At 41.2% G+C, this 21218-nt stretch carries 24 protein-coding genes; 7 read left to right on the top strand and 17 right to left on the bottom strand.

Annotated elements, in window-relative coordinates; genetic code table 11:
• Nucleotides 1-47 precede the first annotated feature (47 nt).
• Genes OFO07_RS05790 through OFO07_RS05780 form a run of 3 tightly spaced genes read right to left on the bottom strand, consistent with a single transcriptional unit; the run spans nt 48 to nt 1705 of the window.
• Complete coding sequence (locus OFO07_RS05790) at nt 48-623, bottom strand: cytidylate kinase-like family protein (protein WP_270871271.1); 576 nt, start codon at nt 621-623, stop codon at nt 48-50.
• 9 nt (nt 624-632) lie between these two features.
• Nucleotides 633-1325 (bottom strand): LrgB family protein, encoded by a 693-nt coding sequence (locus OFO07_RS05785; protein ID WP_270871270.1) that lies wholly within the window; start codon nt 1323-1325, stop codon nt 633-635.
• Entirely contained in the window at nt 1322-1705 is a 384-nt protein-coding gene (locus tag OFO07_RS05780) for a CidA/LrgA family protein (protein WP_270861882.1), read from the bottom strand. Before OFO07_RS05780 ends, OFO07_RS05785 begins: the two co-directional genes overlap by 4 nt.
• A 145-nt stretch (nt 1706-1850) precedes the next feature.
• On the opposite strand from OFO07_RS05780, the gene OFO07_RS05775 reads away from it, so the two are divergent.
• Nucleotides 1851-3038, top strand: coding sequence for an ammonia-forming cytochrome c nitrite reductase subunit c552 (locus tag OFO07_RS05775; protein ID WP_270861883.1), 1188 nt, complete (start codon nt 1851-1853; stop codon nt 3036-3038).
• Between the two features lie 74 nt (nt 3039-3112).
• Here OFO07_RS05775 and OFO07_RS05770 read toward each other — a convergent pair whose 3' ends face one another.
• The 8 genes from OFO07_RS05770 to OFO07_RS05735 form a co-directional block, all read right to left on the bottom strand.
• The gene (locus OFO07_RS05770) at nt 3113-3307 is read right to left on the bottom strand and encodes a hypothetical protein (protein ID WP_270871269.1); all 195 of its coding nucleotides are present in this window, start codon (nt 3305-3307) and stop codon (nt 3113-3115) included.
• A gap of 45 nt (nt 3308-3352) precedes the next feature.
• Nucleotides 3353-5392: a TRAP transporter permease gene (locus OFO07_RS05765; protein WP_270871268.1), complete on the bottom strand. Its 2040-nt coding sequence runs from the start codon at nt 5390-5392 to the stop codon at nt 3353-3355.
• Between the two features lie 8 nt (nt 5393-5400).
• Nucleotides 5401-6342, bottom strand: a complete 942-nt coding sequence (locus OFO07_RS05760) for a TAXI family TRAP transporter solute-binding subunit (protein ID WP_270871267.1) — start codon at nt 6340-6342, stop codon at nt 5401-5403.
• Nucleotides 6343-6416: 74 nt separating this feature from the next.
• The gene (folP, locus tag OFO07_RS05755; protein WP_270871266.1) at nt 6417-7553 is read right to left on the bottom strand and encodes a dihydropteroate synthase; all 1137 of its coding nucleotides are present in this window, start codon (nt 7551-7553) and stop codon (nt 6417-6419) included.
• Nucleotides 7553-8170 carry a DNA polymerase III subunit delta' gene (locus OFO07_RS05750; protein ID WP_270861888.1) on the bottom strand — a complete coding sequence of 206 codons (618 nt, stop codon included), beginning with the start codon at nt 8168-8170 and terminating at the stop codon, nt 7553-7555. The genes folP and OFO07_RS05750 overlap by 1 nt, the downstream gene beginning before the upstream one ends.
• Nucleotides 8167-8700, bottom strand: coding sequence for a HobA family DNA replication regulator (locus tag OFO07_RS05745; RefSeq protein WP_270871265.1), 534 nt, complete (start codon nt 8698-8700; stop codon nt 8167-8169). The genes OFO07_RS05750 and OFO07_RS05745 overlap by 4 nt, the downstream gene beginning before the upstream one ends.
• Nucleotides 8700-9905, bottom strand: coding sequence for an aspartate kinase (locus OFO07_RS05740; RefSeq protein ID WP_270871264.1), 1206 nt, complete (start codon nt 9903-9905; stop codon nt 8700-8702). Before OFO07_RS05740 ends, OFO07_RS05745 begins: the two co-directional genes overlap by 1 nt.
• A complete protein-coding gene (locus OFO07_RS05735) occupies nt 9905-10369 on the bottom strand; it encodes an RNA pyrophosphohydrolase (protein ID WP_270859098.1) in 465 nt (154 codons plus the stop codon). Before OFO07_RS05735 ends, OFO07_RS05740 begins: the two co-directional genes overlap by 1 nt.
• A gap of 113 nt (nt 10370-10482) precedes the next feature.
• Between OFO07_RS05735 and hemW the strand changes: the two genes are divergently transcribed.
• The 5 genes from hemW to OFO07_RS05710 are packed head-to-tail and all read left to right on the top strand — an operon-like array spanning nt 10483 to nt 14947.
• Nucleotides 10483-11541, top strand: coding sequence for a radical SAM family heme chaperone HemW (gene hemW, locus OFO07_RS05730; protein WP_270871263.1), 1059 nt, complete (start codon nt 10483-10485; stop codon nt 11539-11541).
• Nucleotides 11542-11598: 57 nt separating this feature from the next.
• Nucleotides 11599-12099 carry a Sec-independent protein translocase protein TatB gene (gene tatB, locus OFO07_RS05725; protein ID WP_270861892.1) on the top strand — a complete coding sequence of 167 codons (501 nt, stop codon included), beginning with the start codon at nt 11599-11601 and terminating at the stop codon, nt 12097-12099.
• 3 nt (nt 12100-12102) lie between these two features.
• The gene (gene tatC, locus OFO07_RS05720) at nt 12103-12885 is read left to right on the top strand and encodes a twin-arginine translocase subunit TatC (RefSeq protein WP_270871262.1); all 783 of its coding nucleotides are present in this window, start codon (nt 12103-12105) and stop codon (nt 12883-12885) included.
• Entirely contained in the window at nt 12885-13901 is a 1017-nt protein-coding gene (queA, locus tag OFO07_RS05715; RefSeq protein WP_270871261.1) for a tRNA preQ1(34) S-adenosylmethionine ribosyltransferase-isomerase QueA, read from the top strand. Before tatC ends, queA begins: the two co-directional genes overlap by 1 nt.
• Complete coding sequence (locus tag OFO07_RS05710; RefSeq protein WP_270871260.1) at nt 13898-14947, top strand: hypothetical protein; 1050 nt, start codon at nt 13898-13900, stop codon at nt 14945-14947. The genes queA and OFO07_RS05710 overlap by 4 nt, the downstream gene beginning before the upstream one ends.
• A 45-nt stretch (nt 14948-14992) precedes the next feature.
• Here OFO07_RS05710 and rpsR read toward each other — a convergent pair whose 3' ends face one another.
• From rpsR to OFO07_RS05680, 6 genes are all read right to left on the bottom strand, one after another.
• A complete protein-coding gene (rpsR, locus tag OFO07_RS05705) occupies nt 14993-15253 on the bottom strand; it encodes a 30S ribosomal protein S18 (protein ID WP_270859103.1) in 261 nt (86 codons plus the stop codon).
• Between the two features lie 13 nt (nt 15254-15266).
• Nucleotides 15267-15854 (bottom strand): single-stranded DNA-binding protein, encoded by a 588-nt coding sequence (locus OFO07_RS05700; protein WP_270861896.1) that lies wholly within the window; start codon nt 15852-15854, stop codon nt 15267-15269.
• 11 nt (nt 15855-15865) lie between these two features.
• Entirely contained in the window at nt 15866-16273 is a 408-nt protein-coding gene (rpsF, locus tag OFO07_RS05695; protein ID WP_270859105.1) for a 30S ribosomal protein S6, read from the bottom strand.
• Nucleotides 16274-16382: 109 nt separating this feature from the next.
• On the bottom strand, nt 16383-17366 hold the full coding sequence (locus OFO07_RS05690) for a DNA polymerase III subunit delta (protein ID WP_270871259.1): 984 nt from the start codon (nt 17364-17366) through the stop codon (nt 16383-16385).
• Nucleotides 17366-19288 carry an RNB domain-containing ribonuclease gene (locus OFO07_RS05685; protein ID WP_270871258.1) on the bottom strand — a complete coding sequence of 641 codons (1923 nt, stop codon included), beginning with the start codon at nt 19286-19288 and terminating at the stop codon, nt 17366-17368. Before OFO07_RS05685 ends, OFO07_RS05690 begins: the two co-directional genes overlap by 1 nt.
• Nucleotides 19285-20085, bottom strand: coding sequence for a hypothetical protein (locus tag OFO07_RS05680; RefSeq protein WP_270871257.1), 801 nt, complete (start codon nt 20083-20085; stop codon nt 19285-19287). Before OFO07_RS05680 ends, OFO07_RS05685 begins: the two co-directional genes overlap by 4 nt.
• A gap of 108 nt (nt 20086-20193) precedes the next feature.
• Between OFO07_RS05680 and ilvC the strand changes: the two genes are divergently transcribed.
• On the top strand, nt 20194-21216 hold the full coding sequence (ilvC, locus tag OFO07_RS05675; protein ID WP_270859109.1) for a ketol-acid reductoisomerase: 1023 nt from the start codon (nt 20194-20196) through the stop codon (nt 21214-21216).
• Nucleotides 21217-21218: the final 2 nt, after the last annotated feature.

The following is a 21218-nucleotide window of genomic DNA, read 5'->3' as shown; positions in this document are numbered from 1 at the left end:
ATTGTATAAAATTTTATACTACGCGCTATAAGTTTTGAAAATTTAAATCATTTATCGCTCAAATTTTCTTTAAATTTAATCAAATTTTCCACGATTTGCGCCGCGCCATCGACACCGCAAAACGATGTGTTTATGCAGATATCGTAGTTTTGCGACGCGCCCCAAATTTCGTTCGTGTAATACCTATGAAAGCTCGCTCTGCCAGCGTCTGAGTTTTCCATAAACTCCCTGACATCGCCCTTAGTTTCGCTAGCAAGGCGAGCGAGTTTAAACTCGTCCTCAGCGCGCAAAAACACACGCAGCAAATCCCCCCTACTGCGCAAAAAATACCCAGCGCAACGCCCCAAAATTATGATATTTCCGTCATGTGCGATTTGGCGATAAATTTTGGCTATGCGTTCGCGCTTCTCTTCGTTTGCGATTTCATTGTGCGAAATGGCGTGCAAGAGCATATTTATGGGCATTTCGTTGTAGAATTCATACATCATCTCAAAGCACCCCAAAGAATCAGCTCGTTTGAGCAAATCGGCCTTTTCGAGGTAAGTATATCCTAGCCTAGCTGCCAATTTTTGGGCTAGTTCGCGCCCGCCTGCCCCTGTTTGTCTAGCGATTGTGATTACCATAAAATTTCCTTAAATAAAGTTTGCAAAAATACTGGCCCCAACCACGGTAAAAAGCCCAGTTACAGCCATCGCCAAAGACGCCATTGCGCCCTCGATATCTCCGATTTCAAGGGCTTTTGCTGTCCCCATAGCATGACTTGCGCACCCAAGCGCAATCCCCTTTGCTACGGATTTTTTTATGCGAAATAGCCTTAAAATCGCCTCTCCAAATATATTTCCTAAAATCCCCGTTGCGATTATGCACGCCATGGTCAAATTTACGATTCCGCCCAAACTCTCGCTAATGCCCATGCCAATGGGCGCGGTTACGGATTTGGGTAGCAGTGTCACATAGAGCGCATGATCTATGCCAAAAATCAAAGCCAGCGCGTAAATACTGCAAGTCCCAGCCAGCACGCCCGAAAACAGCCCCGCAAAAATCGCAACGAAATTTTTGCGCAAGAGCGAGAGTTGCTCGTATAATGGCACTGCCAAACACACCGTAATCGGCGTGAGAAAAAAGCTCACATGCGCGGCACTGGCGTTAAATTTATCGTATGGGATATCCACTAGCACCAGCGTCAAAACCGTCAAAATCGTCCCCACCAAAAGCGGGTTGAAAATCGCTAGTTTGAAGCGTTTTTTCAGATAAATTCCAGCCTGAAACGAAATCAAACACAAAAAAACGCCAAAAAACGCCGAATTTATGAGTATCTCTCTCATTTTTCGTCCTCGTAGAGCTTTTTGCGCTCTTTTTCTAGCGTTTTTTCGTAATAAATCTGCGTTACAAATCCGCTAGCACCCATTACCAAAATCGTAGAAATCACCACAATCACGATTATTGCCCAAAAATTCGCCATCAAAACATCGCCAGCTACGATGATAGCAGCCCCTGCCGGGATAAAAATCACAGGCATTATCTGCATAAAAAACGACGCGCTCTCCCTGATTTGCGAGATTTTAACCACCCTAAAAATCAAAGCCAAAAGCATAAGTATCAGCCCATAAATACTAGCCGGTATGCTAAGCGGGATAAGTTTGGATAAAATTTCAGCGCACAGAGAAATTCCTAAAATAATGCTAAATTGCTCTAAAAATTTCAAATTTCAACCTCCAAAAATTCGTCGAAATTTAGCGCAATTCGGATAAATAAAATATTAAATTTATCTAAAAAGTGTAATTTAACTAATAGAATATTTTAAGAATTCTTTTGCTAGAATAGCCTAAATTTCGACTTGGAGGGAGATTATGAGGTTTAAATTTTTAGGGCTTTTGGGACTAGGTTTCTCATTTTTGTTTGCCGCTGAGGCTGATTTCGCTGATCCAAATGTCTGTGCCACCTGCCACAGCGATGTGCATGAAGCTTGGGTCAAATCCCTACACGCGCTATCACACGAGGATTCTAACGAACTTTACAAAAAATCAATTTCATTAATCGCCAAAGAAACGGGAAATTTAGAAGAGAGTCTAACGCTATCATGCGGTCAATGCCACAACGCAAAAATGAAAATCAAAGAGCTAGATGTATCGATGAGCGTGGCGCTGTCGCTTGATCTTGGCGAGAAAGACAAGGTCAAAGAATTTACCAAAAGCGAAGATGTCAAAAACGGCATTTCGTGCTACATTTGCCACAATGTCGATAAAATCAAACCAGACCAAAGCGATCCGAGTATCTCTGGATACAAAAGCTTCTCGTGGAGCGAGGACTATGTGACTGGCCCATACGATGTGAGCGAGGCTGACGCGCTGTATCACCAAAGCCAAAAACGAGATTTTTTCCAAAACAACGACGAGCTTTGCAACTCTTGCCACCAAGGACAAGGCGGCAAATCTAAGCTTTCGATTTATAACACACAAGCTGAGGGTGCAGGCGTGCAAAACGCCAAACTTTGCGTGGATTGCCACATGGGCAAATCGACCAAAAAAATCATCGCCCCTGGCGCACCTAGGGAAGGCGCGGTTATCAGAGATATCAGATCTCACTTTTTCAACGGCGCACGCAATTCAGATATCCTAAAAGAGGCGATTGAGCTTAGATTTAATCGCTTAGGCGGCGATAAAGCGGTGATAAATTTAAAAAATTTAACCACTCACAAGGTTCCGACAGGATTTAGCGGGCGTTCGGTTGAAGTGCATGTCAGATTCAAAGACAGACTTGGCAAAATTTTATCAACGCAAAATTTAGGCGCGCTTCGTGCGATCTATACAGACAGCAGAGGCGATGAAACCCTATCGTATGCCGCAAAAACTTTGAAGGAAGATACGAGATTAAACGCCGGGGAGAGCAGAGAATTTAGCGTAACTATGCCACAAAACACCTACACCGTCGATGTCAAAATCGTCTATTATGTCCTAGCGCCACAGCTTCAAAACCTGCTCAAAGTCAAGGACGAAAGCTTCACCAAGCCTTATGAAATCATAGAAATAACTTTCTAACTCTGCTTTAAAAAGCACAATGGGGTCAAATTTGACCCCATTTTTAAATTTTAAAATTCACAAAAATATCAAATTTATCCGAGTGTGATTTTGATACCCAAAGCCCTGCAAACCATATCAAAAATTTCGATATCTAAATTTGGATTATATTCATCAAGTATAGCAAAAACCTCCGCTCTCATATCCTCGCTATGACCTGGGTGCGCCTCGTCATAAAAAGTCTTAACCAAAACAACAAGGCTAAAATTATCTATATTTTTCTGCCTCATTGCAGTTTTTAACTGCTTTGAAATTTGCCATTTGAAATTTTGCATTTAAGCTTGCTCGCCCTCTGGTTTTGCGAACCACTGCTTAATAAAAATCCCCACATAAATCGCCAAAGCAGTAGCGTAGCAGATATATTCGCTACTGATGAAATCGAAATATCTCACGCACATATTTGGCACGAGCATTAGCGGCACGACGCATAGTAGTAGCACGCGCTCTAAGGCGTTGCATTTTTTCACAAACCAGCCTTGAAGCACGGAGCTAAACGCAAACATACCAATGAGCGCGCTAGCAAAAATAAGCGCGATTTGGGCGGGATCTGAGATCCATGTAATGCCCTTTGGATCCATTGGGGTGGTGATTGACTCGATTAAAAGAAGTTTGTTGTTGAAAAAAAACGCAAACGGCAAAATCGCTGTTCGCAAATCATAAATAAATCCCTGCACGCCCACGATTACAGGGTTTGCCTTGGCAATACCTGCGGCGGCATACGCTGCAATTCCCACAGGCGGGGTATCATCAGCTAAAATTCCGAAATAAAACACAAACAAATGCACCGCAATCGCAGGCACAAGCAAATCATTTCTATCAGCTAAAATCAAAATCACAGGCGCAATTAGGCTAGAAACCACGATATAATTCGCCGTAGTCGGAAGCCCCATGCCTAAAATCAAGCTCATTATCGCCGTCATTAGCAAAATCAACAAAATATTATCCCCAGCCACAGCCTCGACTAGATCAGATAGCACAGCTCCTAGACCAGTTAGCGAAATAGAGCCGATGATGACGCCAGCTAACGCAGTGGCGACTGCGACTGTTACCATGTTTTTCGACGCTGCGACCATAGCCCAAAAAATATCGCTAAAACCTTGGATAAAATCTTGCCTTAAAATTTGTTCTTTGTAAATTAGTTTGCGAACTGGCTCTTGCAAAACCATTATGATAAATAGCACACCAATCGCATTAAATGCCGCTGCAAAGGCACTTTGCTTCAAAATCAAAAGTGTGTATAAAAGCACCATAATCGGGATTAAAAAGTGAATTCCGCTTAAAATCAGTTTTAGCTTTGAAACTCTTTTGTAGTTTGAATTTCCTTTAAGCCCTAGCTTACAGCTCTCTAAATGCACGATAAAAAATAGCCCCGCATAGCACGCAAACGCAGGAATTAGCGCAGCAATCATAATGTGCGTGTATTCCATACCCAAAAACTGCGCGATGATAAAGGCAGCCGCGCCCATGATAGGTGGCATGAGTTGGCCATTTACGCCAGCTGCGACCTCGATTGCGCCTGCTTTGACTGGGCTAAGGCCTGCTTTTTTCATAAGCGGAATCGTAAAGGTTCCCACGGTAACGACATTTGCAGTCGAGCTTCCGCTAACCATACCGGTTAGCCCACTAGCAATAACGCTAGCTTTGGCTGGTCCGCCACGAAATCTACCCAAAAGCGCAAACGCTACATTTATGAAATACTGCCCCGCACCAGCGCGCTCTAAAAGCGAACCAAAAAGCACAAATAGATAAATATAATTTGTGCTAACCCCCACAGGCACGCCGAAAACGCCCTCTGTGGTAAGAAACATGTGTCCGGCTAGCTTTTCGATACTTGCGCCACGGTGCGCGATGACATCTGGCATATACTGCCCAAAATAGCAATACAGCAAAAATAAAAATGCAATTATCGGAAGCGCTAGACCCATCATACGGCGCCCAGCTTCGAATAAAACAAAAATTCCTAAAAACGCAATTACCACATCTCTTTGCAAATAATCGCCTGGTCTTTGCGCAATCCCGTAAAAATCAATCGCAGGATAAAGTATCGCAAAGGTGCCAATAGCAAGCAAAATATAATCATAAAATGGTATGTAAAAATGCGCCTTAGAGTGCGAACGAGCAGGAAAAAGAGCGAAAATGATAAAAATCGCAAAACCTAAGTGGATAGATCTAGCGCGCGTGCCATTTATCGGAAAATACGCGATATAAAGCTGAAAAACAGCCCACGCGAAGCACACTAGCGTCACAAGCCAAAATAGCTTTTTCGACGAAAATTCTCTACTTTTTACCTCTAATACCTGCTCGTCTTTTTTCATCTACTGCCTTATTTTAAAATTCCAACTTCTTTAAATACCGCCTCAGCCGCTGGGTGAAGTGGTGCGCTAAGACCTTCGATCAAGGATTCTTTGCTAACCAAATTTAGCGCAGGGTGGAGCTGTTTATACTCGTCAAAATTATCTAAAATAGCCTTTACGATCGCTCTTACAGCTGTATCACTCTCGCTCTCATCAGCGACTAATACAGCCTTTACGCCAATCGTCGTAGTATCGTAATCAATCCCCTCATAAAGCCCTTTTGGAATCACGCCTTTTGCGAAATATGGGTATTTTTCTACAATTTTATCAGCTGTGGCTTCATCAATGCTAACTAAATCAACCGGCATAGATGTCGCTACATCAATGATATTTGCAGTCGGGTGTCCTACCATAAAGAAATATCCGTCGATTTTCTTATCTTTTAGCGCCATTGGGCACTCTTGCACGGTTAGCACGCTTCGTTGCGCCATTTTAGCTAAATCAATGCCGTATTCATTAAAAATCAAAGTGCTTGTTACTTCGTTTCCACTACCTGGATTTCCTAAATTTATCTTTTTGCCATCTATGTCAGCATAAGCCTTGATTCCACTATCGCGCGCGACTACAAACGCCAAAAGCTCAGGATAAATCGAAATAACTGAGCGAAGTTTTGGATTTGGCTCGCCCTCGAATTTGCCCTTGCCATTGTATTTGTCATAAACGACATCGCTTTGAACGAAGCCGAAATTTAGCTCTTTTTTAAGGACATTATTGACATTGTATGTCGATCCGCCTGTGGATTGAACTGAGCATTTAAAATTTTTATCGGTATTTACAAGGCGACAAATCGCAGTGCCCACAGGATAGTAAGTCCCTGTCATTCCACCTGTGCCGATATTGATAAATTCTTTCGCACTCAAACTACCTGCAAACATCGCTAACGCAGCGACACCAACACAAATTTTTCTCATATTCCCTCCTTGTGAAATTTAAGCTGATAAGTATTGCTAAATTTGGATAAAATTCTAATAAAATTTAGCCATTTTCACAACAAAATTTTATCATAAGCCGATTTTAAATCAAGCATTTGCCTGTGTTCTTTCACATCATGCACCCTGATGATACCTGCGCCATTTTGCGCTGCTAGCAAATGCAAATACAAAGACCCAGGCAATCGCTCTTCCACGCTTGATTTGTGGTAAAAATCAATCACACTTTTTCTGCTAGCCCCCACCAAAAGCGGTTTTTCGTGGTGCAAAAAATGCTCTAAATTTTTGATTAAAATCAAATTTTGCTCGGCCGTTTTGCCAAAGCCAATCCCCACATCCAAAATCACATCTTCCACGCCAAGCTGGACGATTTGCGCCAAATTTCGCGCGAAAAACTCATCAATCTCGCCAATCAAATCATCGTAATGTGGCGAAATTTGCATATTTTGGGGCGAGTTTTGCATGTGCATTAGGCAGTATTTCGCACCGTAATTTTTGATAACACTGATTAAATTTAAATTTGCGCTAATATCGTTTATAAGGCTAAATCCGTGATCTAGCGCGAAACGGGCGCAGTATTCATCAAAGCTATCAAGGCTAAATTTGACCTTTTTGTGTAAATTTTGCCTATAAATTTCACTTATTACGCCATTTATGCGCGCAAACTCTTCCTTTCCGCCACAATACTGGCTTCCAGGGCGCGAGCTAACCCCGCCAATGTCGATATAATCGGCTCCATCTTCAATCATCTTTTCGATTTTTGCGATTGCTTCGGTTAAATTTTGGGTGCGAGAAGCGGGATTGAAACTATCGAAATTTAGATTTAAAACCCCCATAATCTCGCAAATTTTGGGTTTTTTGAAAATTTGGCCCAAAAACTGCGCCAAATTTTTTAGCCCAAAATCCTGCGCCTTCTCTTTTTTTGAGAGAATTTCAACCTGTTTATCGTTTGCAATCAAAAGCGCGTCTGAATTTGCCCCGCCTGTGATTACATGCTCAGCCGTTACGAGCTCTGCGCCTATGCTAAGGGCATCTTGCTTTAAGATATTTGCCGCAGGGGTGCGCAAATCTTTGATATAAAAAAAGTTCAGAATCGACTTTTTGCACATGATTTTCGCACCCTCTTTTGTGCAATTAATGCGCGCGCAAAGTGCCATAAAATCGGCACTATTTGAAATTTTAAAAATTTTCATTATTTGCCTTTGATTATCAAAAATAGCGGTGGCAATACAGCGTGGGATTTGGCGTTGTGTTCGACGAGATAGACGAGCTTGTTTATGTGTTCTAGCTCGGCTTGGCTAAATTTAATCCCAGCTTCGAAGCACTCGATGACAAGTTGCATGACAAGCGATTTTAGGGCAAATTTGTCGAGCGAACCGACGCGTTCTTTGTTTATGCACTCGTTAATAAACGCATCAATCTGCCTTAAATCAATTTTTCGCAAATTTAGCCCCGTGCGCTCGCGCTTTTTCTCGCCAAGCAAATTTTGCACCATTAGCCTAGATCTAATCGTCGGCAGCAGCAGTGTAATCGAGGGCGCAACGAGAAAGAAAATCGTATTGCGCGGTGGCTCTTCTAGAATTTTTAAAAGCGCGTTTTGCGCCTCGTCACGAAATTTAACCGCGCTAATTACGATGATTTTGTTTTCTACCTCGGCGATATAGGCTTCGTCGATTATCTTTCTAGCTTCGTCGATTTTGAGCTCATCGCTTTCGAAAAAGCGCAAATTTTTAGGGGAAAATTCAGATAGAATTTTTGCTTTAAAACCCGCATAATCGTTCGTTATAAAAATTTGATTAATGAGTTTCAAAGCACAACTTCACCAAAAAGCACCGCGTCGATACTTTTGTTTAAAATTTTAAAGAGTTGAAGCAGTTTAATATCTAGGCTCTCATCGTTTTCGCTTAGTTGAAAGCTGTTTGGCAATGCCTCGTCGATGAGCCACAAATAGCTGTCCTCATGGCTTTTGGCTATTTTGGCGTAAGCGTGATCGCCCCTGCCTATGTAAAAATAAATGAAGCCGTTGCTAAATGAGAGCGAGAGCATATCATTTAGCAAAGCGACCTGTTCTTGGGAGGTAATCTCTTGGTTATAAAGCGATGAAAACTCGAAAAATGGCAGAAGCGGTCTGGTATTTTTGCTATCGTTTATCTTACTGACGATATATTCGCCAAACCACCTTCTCTCATCATCGCACATCACCACAAACGAATACCCGCTATATAGCAGACGCATTTTTGTCGCTAATAGCGGTATCCAGTGCTCTTTGCGATTTTCGAGCCACTCCATATCTCGCTCGTTTTGCAGAGTTTTAGCGCTCCAAGTGTATAAATCCTGCATTATTTATCCAAATTATATGCTTTATGCAAGGCTCTAACTGCTAACTCGCCGTATTTTTCAGCCACAATCATCGAAATTTTAATCTCGCTAGTTGAGATCATTTGGATATTGATACCCTCGGCTGCTAGTGTGCGAAATGCTAGCGAAGCGATACCGCTGTGGCTTTTCATACCCACACCCACGATTGAGACCTTTACGACCTCGTTGTCGCTTTCGATTACGCATTTTGGATTAGAAATTACTGAGCGCATGATTTCTAGGGCTGGTTCCATTTCGTTTTGTGGAATCGTAAAGCCTAAATTTGTCGCTCCGTCAATGCCGATATTTTGGACTATCATATCTACATTTATCTCTTTTTGCGCCAAAGATGAAAAAATCTCAGCCGCAACGCCCGGTCTATCATCTACGCCTCTGATTGTGATTCTTGCTTGATTTCTATCTAATGCTATTCCGCTGATTACTGCGTCTTCCATATTTTCTTCTCCTGTTATTAGTGTTCCTTGGTTATTATTAAAACTACTTCTAGTTACCAAATTTACTTTAAGCTTTTTGGCTAACTCTACGCTACGATTTTGCAAAACCTTAGCTCCCATGCTAGCAAGCTCTAACATCTCTTCATAGCTGATTTTATCGAGCTTTTTCGCCTTTGGTTCAATGCGTGGATCTGTGGTATAAACCCCATCGACATCTGTGTAGATTTCGCATGTATCAGCATTTATCGCCCCAGCTATCGCCACAGCAGATAGATCGCTTCCACCTCTGCCAAGAGTAGTGATATCGCCCTCTTCGGTAATACCTTGAAATCCAGCTACGACAACAATTTTGCCCTCTTTTATGGCTTTATTCATATTAGTCGGATCGATAAAGATAATGCGAGCTTTGGTGTGCATTGTATCGGTTACGATACCAGCCTGTCTGCCAGAAAACGCCACCGCAGGGTAGCCTTTTGCATTTAGCGCAAGGGCTAAAAGCGCGCTAGTAACCCTCTCACCAGCACTTAGCATCATATCCATTTCGCGAGTGTTTAGATCTTTTGTAAAATACTCTCCATACTCGACCAATCTATTTGTAACGCCACTCATCGCAGATACAACTACGACTAAATCATGGCCTTCGTTTTTAGTCTTTATCACGCGCTCGGCAACCGCTTCTATGCGCTCTAATGTGCCTACGCTAGTGCCACCGTATTTTTGAACTATAAGCATTAAAGGTATCCCTCCTCTTTAAAATATTTTAAAACAAGCGCATAAATCGGCTTTTTGAAGTGATTTACATGCTTTAAAACTTGATTTGCATTTACAAATTTAAAATCATCAAATTCAGGCTTATGCGTTTTGATATCAAGCCCTTTTAGGCTTTTTAATCTTAGTAAAAAATACTTTTGCATTTGCCCGTCCCATGGGCGCATTTTTTGCGCCACAGCCTCTGGAAAATCGTAGCTGTGCCACTGCGGACACTCGGCTATGATATCGACATCATCTGTGCCTATCTCTTCTTTTAGTTCGCGTAAAATCGCCATTTTTGGCGTCTCGCCCTTGTCGATACCGCCTTGGGGAAACTGCCAAGCCCCGCGTATATCACTGCGCTGGGCGATAAGCACATCACAACTAAACGGATACGAAGGCGCAAGCACGATAGCTGCGACATTTGGTCTGTAATTTTTCTCCATATTAGCTCTTTGAAAAAAATTTGCAAAATATTAGCGAAAATAGGTATAAATTTGGCTAAAATTCAAAGAATTTTTGCTAAATTTCGCCCTTTAAATTTGGCTAGGAAGAAATTTTGCATATTTATATTCATATCCCGTTTTGCACCTCAAAGTGCCCGTATTGCGCGTTTGGCTCACGCATGGACGCATTTAAATTAGCTAAAAACTACTTTGACGCGCTAGATTTCGAAATTTCAAATTTCATTAAAAAAAATAAAAATTTCAAAATTTCAACCCTTTTTATCGGCGGCGGCACGCCAAGTGTGGTATCGGCGCAGTATTATGAAAAGATTTTTGAAAAACTCTCGCCAAATTTCGCCCAAAACGCCGAGATTACAACCGAGGCAAACCCCAATTCTGCCAAGCCCAAATGGATAGAGCAAATGCGAAAATTTGGCGTAAATCGCATAAGTTTTGGCGCGCAAAGTTTCAATGATGAAAAACTCAAATTTCTAGGTCGCGCACACGGAAAAAATGAAATTTTCGAAGCCGTGGATAACGCCAAAAACGCGGGAATTTCAAATATAAATTTGGATTTGATTTATGCTAGCAAATTTGATGATAAGCAAAATTTAGAATTCGAGCTTGCGCAGTTTGCGCGCGCGAGGGTTTCGCATCTAAGCGCATACGCCCTTACATTGGAGCCTGGCACGCCATTTTTCGGGCGCACAGAGTTTGCCAAAGATGATGAAAATTTGGCTAAATTTTTCTTTGAAAAAACTAGCGAGCTAGGCTTTACGCAATACGAAATTTCAAATTTCGCCCAGCCTGGCAGGCGTTGCGCGCACAATGTGGCGTATTGGAGTGGCGAGGATTACGCTGGATTTGGCGCACACGCTGTGGGCACGAGCGGATTTGTGCGATACAGCGGCGCAGGCAGTATCGAGGAATACATACAAAATCCGCTTGCAAAAAGCGTGGAAAATTTAAGCTTAGAGGATAAAATTTTGGAGAAAATTTTCCTTGGATTTCGCTCGTTTTTGGGCGTGAGGGGCGAAATTTTGCGCGAAAGAGAGCTTAAAAACGCCCAAATTCTAAGCGCAGAGGGCAAGCTGGATTTCAAAAACGGCGTTTTTTACAATCCAAATTTCTTGCTAGCCGACGAAATCGCCCTATTTGTGAGCGAGCATTAAATTTAAGATTAATGAAGTTTTAGCTAAAATACGCAATCTTTTTGTTTAGGAATTTTAATGTTTGGTATCAGTTTCCCTGAAATTACGATAATTTTAATCGTCGCAGTCATCGCCCTAGGCCCTGAAAAGCTCCCTAGCGCGCTAGTTGAGATTGCAAAATACTTCAAAGTCATCAAAAAATCAATCAACGACGCAAAAGCCACTTTCGACCAAGAAGTCCGCATAGCCGAACTCAAAGAGGACGCCAAAAAATACAAAGAAAGCATTAGCAAAACCACAGAAACCATGCGCAAAAAGCTTACTTTCGAGGAGCTTGACGAGATAAAAAGCGGGCTAAATTCGGTCAAAGATACGCTAAATGCAGGGCTAAGTGATATAGAAAGCTCTGTTAATACCACGCTAAATGAAGCGGAAAATTCGCTAAATTCTAAGCAAAATTCTACGCAAAATTTAGCGCAAAATTCTACGCCAAATTCGACGCAGGAGCAACCGCAGGCGCAGTCAGAAGCGCACCCGCAAGCGCAAAATTCAAATCCAACACAAAATTCAAAAGAGTAAAATATGTTCGAAGAGTTAAAACCACACCTTGCCGAGCTTCGCAAACGCCTAGTTATCTGCGTAATCACGGTAATTCTTATGTTTGTCGTATGCTTTAATTATTGGGAAATAATCTTAGATTTTATGAAAGCCCCACTTGTCAAAGTCCTTCCAGATGACGGCAAAGTCGTATTCACCCAACTTGGCGAAACCTTTTTTACAGCGATGAAGGTTTCGTTTTTTACCTCGCTTTTGCTCTCTATGCCGATAATTTTCTGGCAAGCATGGCTTTTCGTCGCCCCAGGGCTGTATGATAACGAAAAAAAATATGTAATTCCATTTGTGCTAAGCGCTAGTGTGATGTTTTTTTTAGGGGCTGCGTTTTGTTATTATTTCGTAATTCCAGTAGCTTTTAACTTTTTGATAAATTTCGGTGGTGAGGCATACTCTGCTATGCTTAAAATCGGCGAATATGTCGGGTTTTTCACAAAATTAGTTGTGGCTTTTGGCATTAGTTTTGAGCTTCCGGTAGTTACATTTTTCCTAGCCAAACTAGGGCTTATTACAAACAAAAGCTTGACTAGTTTTTTCCGCTTTGCTATTGTTATAATCTTCGTTTTTGCCGCGATTATGACACCGCCTGATGTTTTGAGCCAATTCATGCTAGCTGGCCCGCTAATCGTGCTTTACGCCCTTTCAATCCTCATCGCAAAAATAGTAAATCCATACAAAGCCGATGATGATGACGAGGCAGACGAGGACGAAGAGAGCGAGAAAAGCGCACAAGGCGCAGTAAAAGAGGCGTAATGGATCTAAATTTAGTAGATAGCTATGATTACCACCTGCCGCCAAATTTAATCGCAAACGCCCCACTAATGCCAAAAGAGAGCGCAAGGCTTTTGGTTTATGAGAGAGAAAAAAATAAAATTTCACACCTTAAATTTGGCGATTTGGCTGAAATTTTGCCACCTTGCGAGATTATATTTAACGATACCAAGGTCATAAAAGCGCGAATTTTCGGGGCTAAATCAAGCGGTGGCAAGATTGAGCTTTTGCTAAATTCGCCGTTAAATGATAATAAATTTAGCGCATATATCAGAGGGCGAGTAAGCGTGGGTAGTGAGCTAGTTTTTGATAAAAATTTGCGCGCGCGGGTCGTAGAGTGCTGTGAAGATGGGCTTAGAGTGGTGGAGTTTAGCCGTGATAATCGCGCGCTTAGCACACACGAAATTTTCGCTCTCACCGATGAAATCGGCCATGTCCCGCTACCACCATATATCAAGCGCGAAGACACCAAAGACGATGAGAGCTGGTATCAAAGCATTTTCGCGCGCGAGGCAGGGGCTGTGGCGGCTCCGACTGCAAGCCTGCATTTTAGCGAGGAAATGCTACGCGCGCTTAGAGCAAATCACGAGATTTACTACATTACCCTGCATGTGGGCGCTGGGACATTTAAGCCGGTTGAGGCAAGGGATTTAAGAGAGCATAAAATGCACTCCGAATTTTACAGCATTGCGCAAGATACAGCCGAAATTTTAAAAAGCGATAAAAAAATTTTAGGTGTAGGCACTACGGTTACTAGAACCGTGGAAAATTTCGCACGAAATGGCGAGAGATGTGGGGCTTGCGAGCTGTTTTTGCACCCAAATAATCCGCCTATTAGGCAAAATTATCTGCTTACAAATTTTCACTTACCAAAATCTACTTTAATTATGCTGGTTGCTAGCTTCATCGGCCTTGAAAAGACCCTTGAAATTTACCGCGAAGCAGTGGAGCAAAAGTATAGATTTTATTCTTATGGCGACGGGATGATAATACTATGATTAAAGATTACGCGTTACTTGGGATTTTAGGGCTTTTGGCATTAGTTTTGGCGTATAGAATCGTATTTCGCAAGGCACTTAGGCGCAGGGCGTATAAGGGCGATATTTTCCCTAAAAAAGAGCCGGTCGAAATAAAACCTGTAAAAAAGAAAATTATCCCGATAAATCAAGTCGATATCTTAAAACCGCTTAAATTTCAAAGTGAAATTTTATTCGAAGAGTGTAGTAGATACGATAGCTCGGTCTTTATCAAATTCCCGCCAGACGCGCCACGATATTATGACGGATATGTGATAAATCTCTCAAATGCGATTTATCATATTTGCCTATTTTTCTTGCAAAATGTCAAAGATCCTACCCTTATAAAAATCGTATTTTCCGTGCGAGATGATAAGCCGGGACTATCAAGGATGCAACTCTTAGTCGATATCAGCGTTAAAAAAGAGATCCGCACCACATATATCCACAACCTAAAAACTGCCCTCATAAGCGGTAAAGTCATAAACGACCCATACATTTCCAAAGCCAAACAAAGCATAGGCGATATCGGCAAAATCGCGGAGCTAAGCAACGATAATGGCGGAACCCATATCAAATTGCACGCTCAGTGCTCGTATTTGGAGCAAGAAAACAGACTAAGAAGTAAAAAATACAATTATCAAATTTTAATCGCGCACAAAGAGAAAGAAATTTTCGATGATTTGAAGGATTTTTTAGATAGCACGGGTTGTAATGTAGTGCCAAACAACACCTGGGAAAATCTCAAAACACACCTAGCAGACCGCATTTACAAGGCCGATATCGTGCTAATTGATAGCGAGATTTTGCGCACAGACTCAACTGCGATTGCTTATTTAAATTTAATCGACAAGGAAGAGGCACATTTCGTATTTTTGCGCAAAAATGCAAATTCGCAAAAAGCATTAAATGATTTGAAATTTAACTTTTTCAAGCTGGATATGCCGTATTTCCACGATGAAATTTACGCTATTTTGGATCTAGTAAAACAGCTAAAAATAGACAAAGACTTTTTGAAAGTAGAGTAAAAAAGAGAAAAAAATAGGCTAGGAAAAATCCTAGCCTAAGAAAAATTATAGATTTTCAAATGGGTTTGTAACGACTTCGTTGTGATCTACGACATAAGGGATAAGAGCTGCTTGGCGAGCGCGTTTGATTGCTTTCTCAACCATCTCTTGGTATTTTTTGCTAGTGCCAGTTAGGCGTCTTGGCATGATTTTAAAACGCTCTGAAAGGCAATATTTTAGTAACCCTGTGTCTTTGTAATCGATAAATTCGATTTTAGCCTCTGTAAATCTGCAATATTTTCTACTATATTTTCTTTTTTCTGCCATTGTTTTTCCTTAATTAAAATGGAATTGTATCGTTGCCTTCGTCATATTTGTCCGAATCAACATCGTATTCTGGAATTTGGCTCTCATAGCTCTCTTTTTTCGGTGCTTCATAGTGATTTTGTGCGGTTTGGTTCGCGCCATATCCGCCAGAGCTTTGGCGATTTGGGTTAGAGTAGTTTGAGTGTTGGTTGTATCCGCCACCATAACTATTACCGCTATTTGCTCCGTAATTTCCACTATTTGCGCCATAACTATTGTTTCCGCCATTTCCACCTTGTGGAGCACTTAGCATTTCCATAGACTCTACCACTACGCTGTGTTTTGAGCGGTTTTGACCATTTTGGTCTTGCCATTGATCGAGCTTCAAACGCCCCTCAACTAGCACTTTTGAGCCTTTTCTTAAATATTGATTTGCGATTTCTGCTGTGCGTCCCCAAAAATCAATGTCAATAAAGCAAGTCTCTTCGCGTTTTTCGCCATTTCCGCTATTAAATTTACGAGTTACAGCAATGCCAGTTTTACCGATTGCGGTGCCAGTTTGTAAATATCTAAGCTCAATATCGCGAGTTAAATTTCCAACCAAAACTACTTTATTAAACATCTAAAATCCTTTTATTCAGCGGTTTGCTCTGCTTGTTCTTTTGCCTCAGGTGCTACGCGTGGTTCGCGCTCTTTTTTAGCTGGGCTTAGTTTAATGCCTTTGCTTAATTTTTCCCATGCCAAAACCTCGCGTTTTGTCTCGTATTTCACAGTCAAAAATCTAATGATATCCTCTGTGATACGCAAATTTCTAACTAGCTCAGCGATCAAGCTTGGCTCGGCAGTAAAATAAATGACAAAATAAACACCGCGCTCATATTTATCGATTTTATAGGCAAGTTTGCGTGCGCCCATTTCGATGACAGAAGCGATATTTCCGCCATTTTTTGTAATGATTTCTTTAACGAAATCAACTTTTGTTTTTACTTCATCATCAGTCAGCGTAGGCTTGACAATGAATAAAACCTCGTAATTTCTCATAAATTCTCCTTATGGATTTTTAGCTCGCAAATGTAATCTGCGGGCAAGGATTTTGCAAAAAATGCAACCTGTATATTACAAAATTTTGACTTAATCTTTGCTTTTTAGCCTAGTTTTTCTTTGATAAAATTCTTTGCAATTCCAAAAGTGAGGCGAGCAAATACTCGTCTTTGATTAAATTTTTCTCGCTTTTTAGCGCAAATTCGAGTTTATTTAAATGTATGAAAATTTTGCGAAATAAATTTTCATTTAAATTTTGAGCGTATGTTTTTAGCTTGTTTGCGATATTTGGCGGCGGAGTGTATCCGAAAATCACCTTAAAATCAGAATTATTCGCAGTTTTTATCGAGATATGAAGCCTAAAAATTCTATGCAAAAATCTGTAAAATTGATTTATCAGCTCCATGTCGTTGTATCCGCCATTTTGGGCCAATCTATAAAAGTCCTTGCGAAAATCGCCAAGGGTAAAAATTTTATCGAAAAGTTCCTCGTAGCTTATCTCGCTTAGCCCATAGACCATATCATTTACATTTTCCAAATTTAGCTCAATCCCCAAATTTGCGAATTTTTCAATCTCGGCTGCGCTTAAATTTAGGTTTTCGTTGTGGATTTGATAAATTCTATTTAGCGCGGCGCTGTTTGCGAAAATCCCCACCATTTCGCACTTTTGCGCTAGCAATCCCATGGCTTCCTTCATACTGCTTGGGCGGAAAAACCTCACCTCATTTCCGCCAAACTCCCGCACAAAATCGCTACTTGCCGCACCCTCGCTCTCGTTTAATTCGTAGATTAAATGGTTGTTTTCGTCGTTTTTGCAATACTCAATCAAACGGCGAATTTCATCTTTTTTTATGCAAGAGTTTGTTTTTATATGAAGTGTGTTGCTCTCGCCAAAAAGCGATGGCTCCAAAAAGCTCTTTGCCACGCTAAATTCATACTCGCCAAAATACAAACTCATAAAATTTTCGGCCCCATAAATTTGCTTTAATCTCCAAGCATAAAGCTCGTTTTGAAAGTCATCGACACCGCGAAGCAAGATAAAATTCGCCACATTTCCAGAAGCAATCCTAGCGTCAAAATCTCTTTTATACATTATATTTTTTTCACCACTCTTCCCATAATCACGCCACTTGCGATATTTGCGTCTGTGATTTCGACCAAAACTGGCGTTAAAATATCGGCTGTAAAATTTGTAATAAAAATTTTCGCACCCTTAAATTTATCATCAAGTTTGGCGGTTACGACATTTGCATTTTCGTCGATATAACAGCGAAATTTAGCCCCCAAATTCTCTCTCGCCCAGCGCGCAAATTTACGATCCATAAAGTCAAATGCGACCTTATCAGCCTCTCTTTCTAGCTCATTTAACCTCTCGCAAGTCGCGTCTATGTTTAAAAGCAAGTAATTATAAAATTTCTCATCGCCCCTGCTTTGCGCCTTTAAAAGCCTGTGTAAAATCAAATCCGAATACCGCCTAATCGGACTTGTAAAATGAGTGTATGTATCAAAACCAAGCCCAAAATGGCCGCGCGAAATTGAGCCGTATTCGGCGCGTTTTTGCGCTTTGATTATGAGTTTATCGACCTCTTCTCGCATGCCAAGCGCGTCAGCTTGGGCTTGGATTTCGCCTATCATTTTTGCCAAATTTGGCTTATAAATCGCGTCTATTCCAAACAGCGCCAAATCATCTAATAAAGCGAAAATTTTCTTTAATTCAGCTGCGCCGTGATTGCGGAAAACGCCCGTTTCTATGCGCTTGGCAGCGGCTTTGTTAGCTAGAAGCATACAATCTTCTATTAGCTTGTGTGAGGGTGTATCGCTCTCAAATCTAGTCGATTTTAAAAGCCCCGCTTCATCGATACTCATGCGAAGTTCTTTTGTGCGAAAGTCAAATCCGTGCTTTAATCTTTGCGCTCTAAGTTTTTCGCAAAGCTCATTTAGCGGAAGTAGCCAGTCTAGTATTTCGCTCTCGCAGCCACTTTTTGTGCGCAAAATCTCATCGACCTCATCGTAGTTAAAACGCCTTTTTGATTTGATTATGCCTGAAAACAGCTCCTCGCTAATCACGCTCAAATTTTCATCAAGGCAAATTTTAAAAACAAATGCTAATCGCGGTAAATTCGGCATTAGCGAGCAGATATTTTCGCTAAGCTCGCGCGGAAGCATTGGGATAGATTTATGCGGGAAATATATCGAAAACCCTCTTACCTTCGCTTCTTTGTCAATCGGCGAGTATTCGCTGACATACTCGCTCACATCGGCGATTGCGACATAGACTGTGCGATTTTTTTTATCATAATAAATCGCGTCGTCAAAGTCCTTGGCGTCGATTGGATCAATCGTGCAAAAGCTCAAATTTTGCAAATCCACGCGATCTGGGTAAAGCGTAGGATCGACCGACGAGCCAAAGCTAAGGGCTTGTTCCTTGCAGGCTTCGTTAAATTCGTCGTTTTTGTTATAAATCGCAAGTGAAATTTTCTCATCGACCCACGGATCGTCTAAATTCCCTAAAACTTCGCAAATTTCATTGCTTAAATTATCAATTTTCAAAAGCGTGCCAGGTGGAAGCATTTTGAGCGATTTTTGCGTGGCTTTTAGCGGGTTTGCAAGGCCTGTTTTGACATTTACGCCCAAAATTTCGCGCCCGAAATTCTTCGTATAAACCACGCTTGATGAAAAGGCAGGTTTTACACACATTAGCACCTTTGCGTGGATTCTAGCCTTTTTTGAGTTGATGATTTTTGCTAGGATTATGTCGCCTAAATGCACGCCATTTAGGTATTTGTTTTCGATTATCAAATCTTTTTTGTATCTATCATCGTAGCTTTGCAAATACCCAGTCCCATCGCGCGCGATATCAAGCCTTCCAAAAACATAGCTATTATTTAGATAAATTTTGCCTTTGTGAGAGCTTAATGCGCCTAAATTTAGCAAATTTCGCACCAACTCTTTTTGGTCAGAATTTAGATTTTTTTCCACCACTCCAAGGCTAAGCGAGCTTAAAAATTCCTTCATAATCCAGCCCTTATTTTAGCTTCGAAAAACGCCTCTTGCTCCAAGCCAAATTCCACTAGCAAATTTAGCGTATTGTCGATACTGCGCTCATCGAAGCAGTGATAGATCCCCATTACGGTTTTGGCTACTTTTAGCATTTCGTATCGCCTCGCACTCTCAAACGGCGCTTCATCGATTAAATCAGAAAAATATATGTCTTTGGCGATTTTTTCTAGCCCAAAATGCTTAAACAAAACCTCCCCCACGCTCTCTCTACTCATACCGGTAAATCGCATTTCCACATCGGTGAAATCCTGCGGGAAAAGGCAGTTTTTGATATGCAGATAAAACTCGCTGTTTTTATCGTGCTTAGCGATATACTCGCTGATAAAAACCCTACCAAAATCCATTAAAATCACGCTAGATAGGATATCAGGCGAAATCTCTGGGTAAAATTTAATCCACTCTTTCAAAAACAGATGTCTTTTTAGCGAAATTTCATTAAACCTAGCGCGATCTGTCTTATAACACTCGAAATTTAGCTCAAATTTACCCTTAAAAATACTAAACAAAAATAGCGCCCTAACCCCCTCTCGTCCGTAAAATTTAAAGGCGTTTGGAAGGGTTTTTTCCATGCTAATTTGCGCAAAAGTGCTAAATGCGTAGTCTAGTATCCTACTCTCAAATTCTGGGTTATTCATAATCTGAAAAATAATCTCATCATCGCTACTAGCATTGTCAAATGAGCTTAAAATTTTTAAAATTTTATCGTTAAATTTAGGCATTGAAGCGATTTTTTCGCTAATAAAGCTTTGCATATCTACATTTTCCGTTCATAAATTTTGCGTTTATAATATCACAAAAAAGCTACATAAAAGCATTTTTGCGCTAAAATCACGCAAAATTTTTTTTGAAAAGGATGGCTCATGGCAATTACTGTGTATTACGACAAAGACTGCGATTTAAATTTAATTCGCTCAAAAAAAGTGGCTATGATTGGCTTTGGATCACAAGGTCACGCTCACGCTGAAAATTTACGCGATAGTGGCGTAGAAGTAGTAGTCGGACTAAAAAAAGGTGGCGCAAGCTGGAAAAAGGCCGAGGACAAGGGTTTTAAAGTATTAAGCGTAGCTGATGCGACAAAAGAGGCAGATGTCATAATGATACTAACCCCAGATGAATTTCAAGCCGAAATTTACAAAAACGAAATCGAGCCAAATTTAAAAGACGGCGCAGCAATCGCGTTTGCTCACGGATTTAATATCCACTTCGGACAAATCAAAGCTCCAAAAAACATAGATGTAATCATGATAGCTCCAAAAGCCCCAGGACACACTGTGCGCAATGAATTTGTAAATGGTGGTGGAATCCCTGATCTAATCGCAGTAGAGCAAAACGCAAGTGGCAAGGCAAAAGAGATCGCTCTAAGCTATGCTAGCGCGATTGGTGGTGGCAGAAGCGGTATTATCGAGACTACATTTAAAGACGAGACCGAAACAGACCTATTTGGCGAACAAGCAGTTTTGTGCGGCGGTCTATGCTCGCTCATAAATGCTGGTTTTGAGACCCTAGTAGAGGCTGGATACGCCCCAGAAATGGCGTATTTCGAGTGCTTACACGAAATGAAACTAATCGTAGATTTAATCTATCAAGGCGGTATGGCTGATATGAGATACTCTATCTCAAACACAGCTGAATTTGGCGATTATGTCAGCGGACCACGCGTCATCAACGAACAATCAAAAGCCGAAATGAAAAAAATCCTAAAAGAGATCCAAGACGGAACTTTTGCGAAAAACTTCATTTTAGAGCGCCAAGCTGGCTATGTCAAAATGAACGCAGAGCGCAATATGACCGCAAACGCGCTGATTACCAAAACAGGCGAGAGACTTCGTGGTATGATGCCATGGATCGCAAGTGGCAAAATCATCGACAAAGATAAAAACTAATC

It is taken from the genome of Campylobacter sp. JMF_06 NA1, assembly GCF_027737785.1.
Lineage (GTDB): Bacteria > Campylobacterota > Campylobacteria > Campylobacterales > Campylobacteraceae > Campylobacter_B.
The sequence above is the reverse complement of the archived record's forward strand: the minus strand, read 5'-3'. Positions and strand labels throughout refer to the sequence as shown.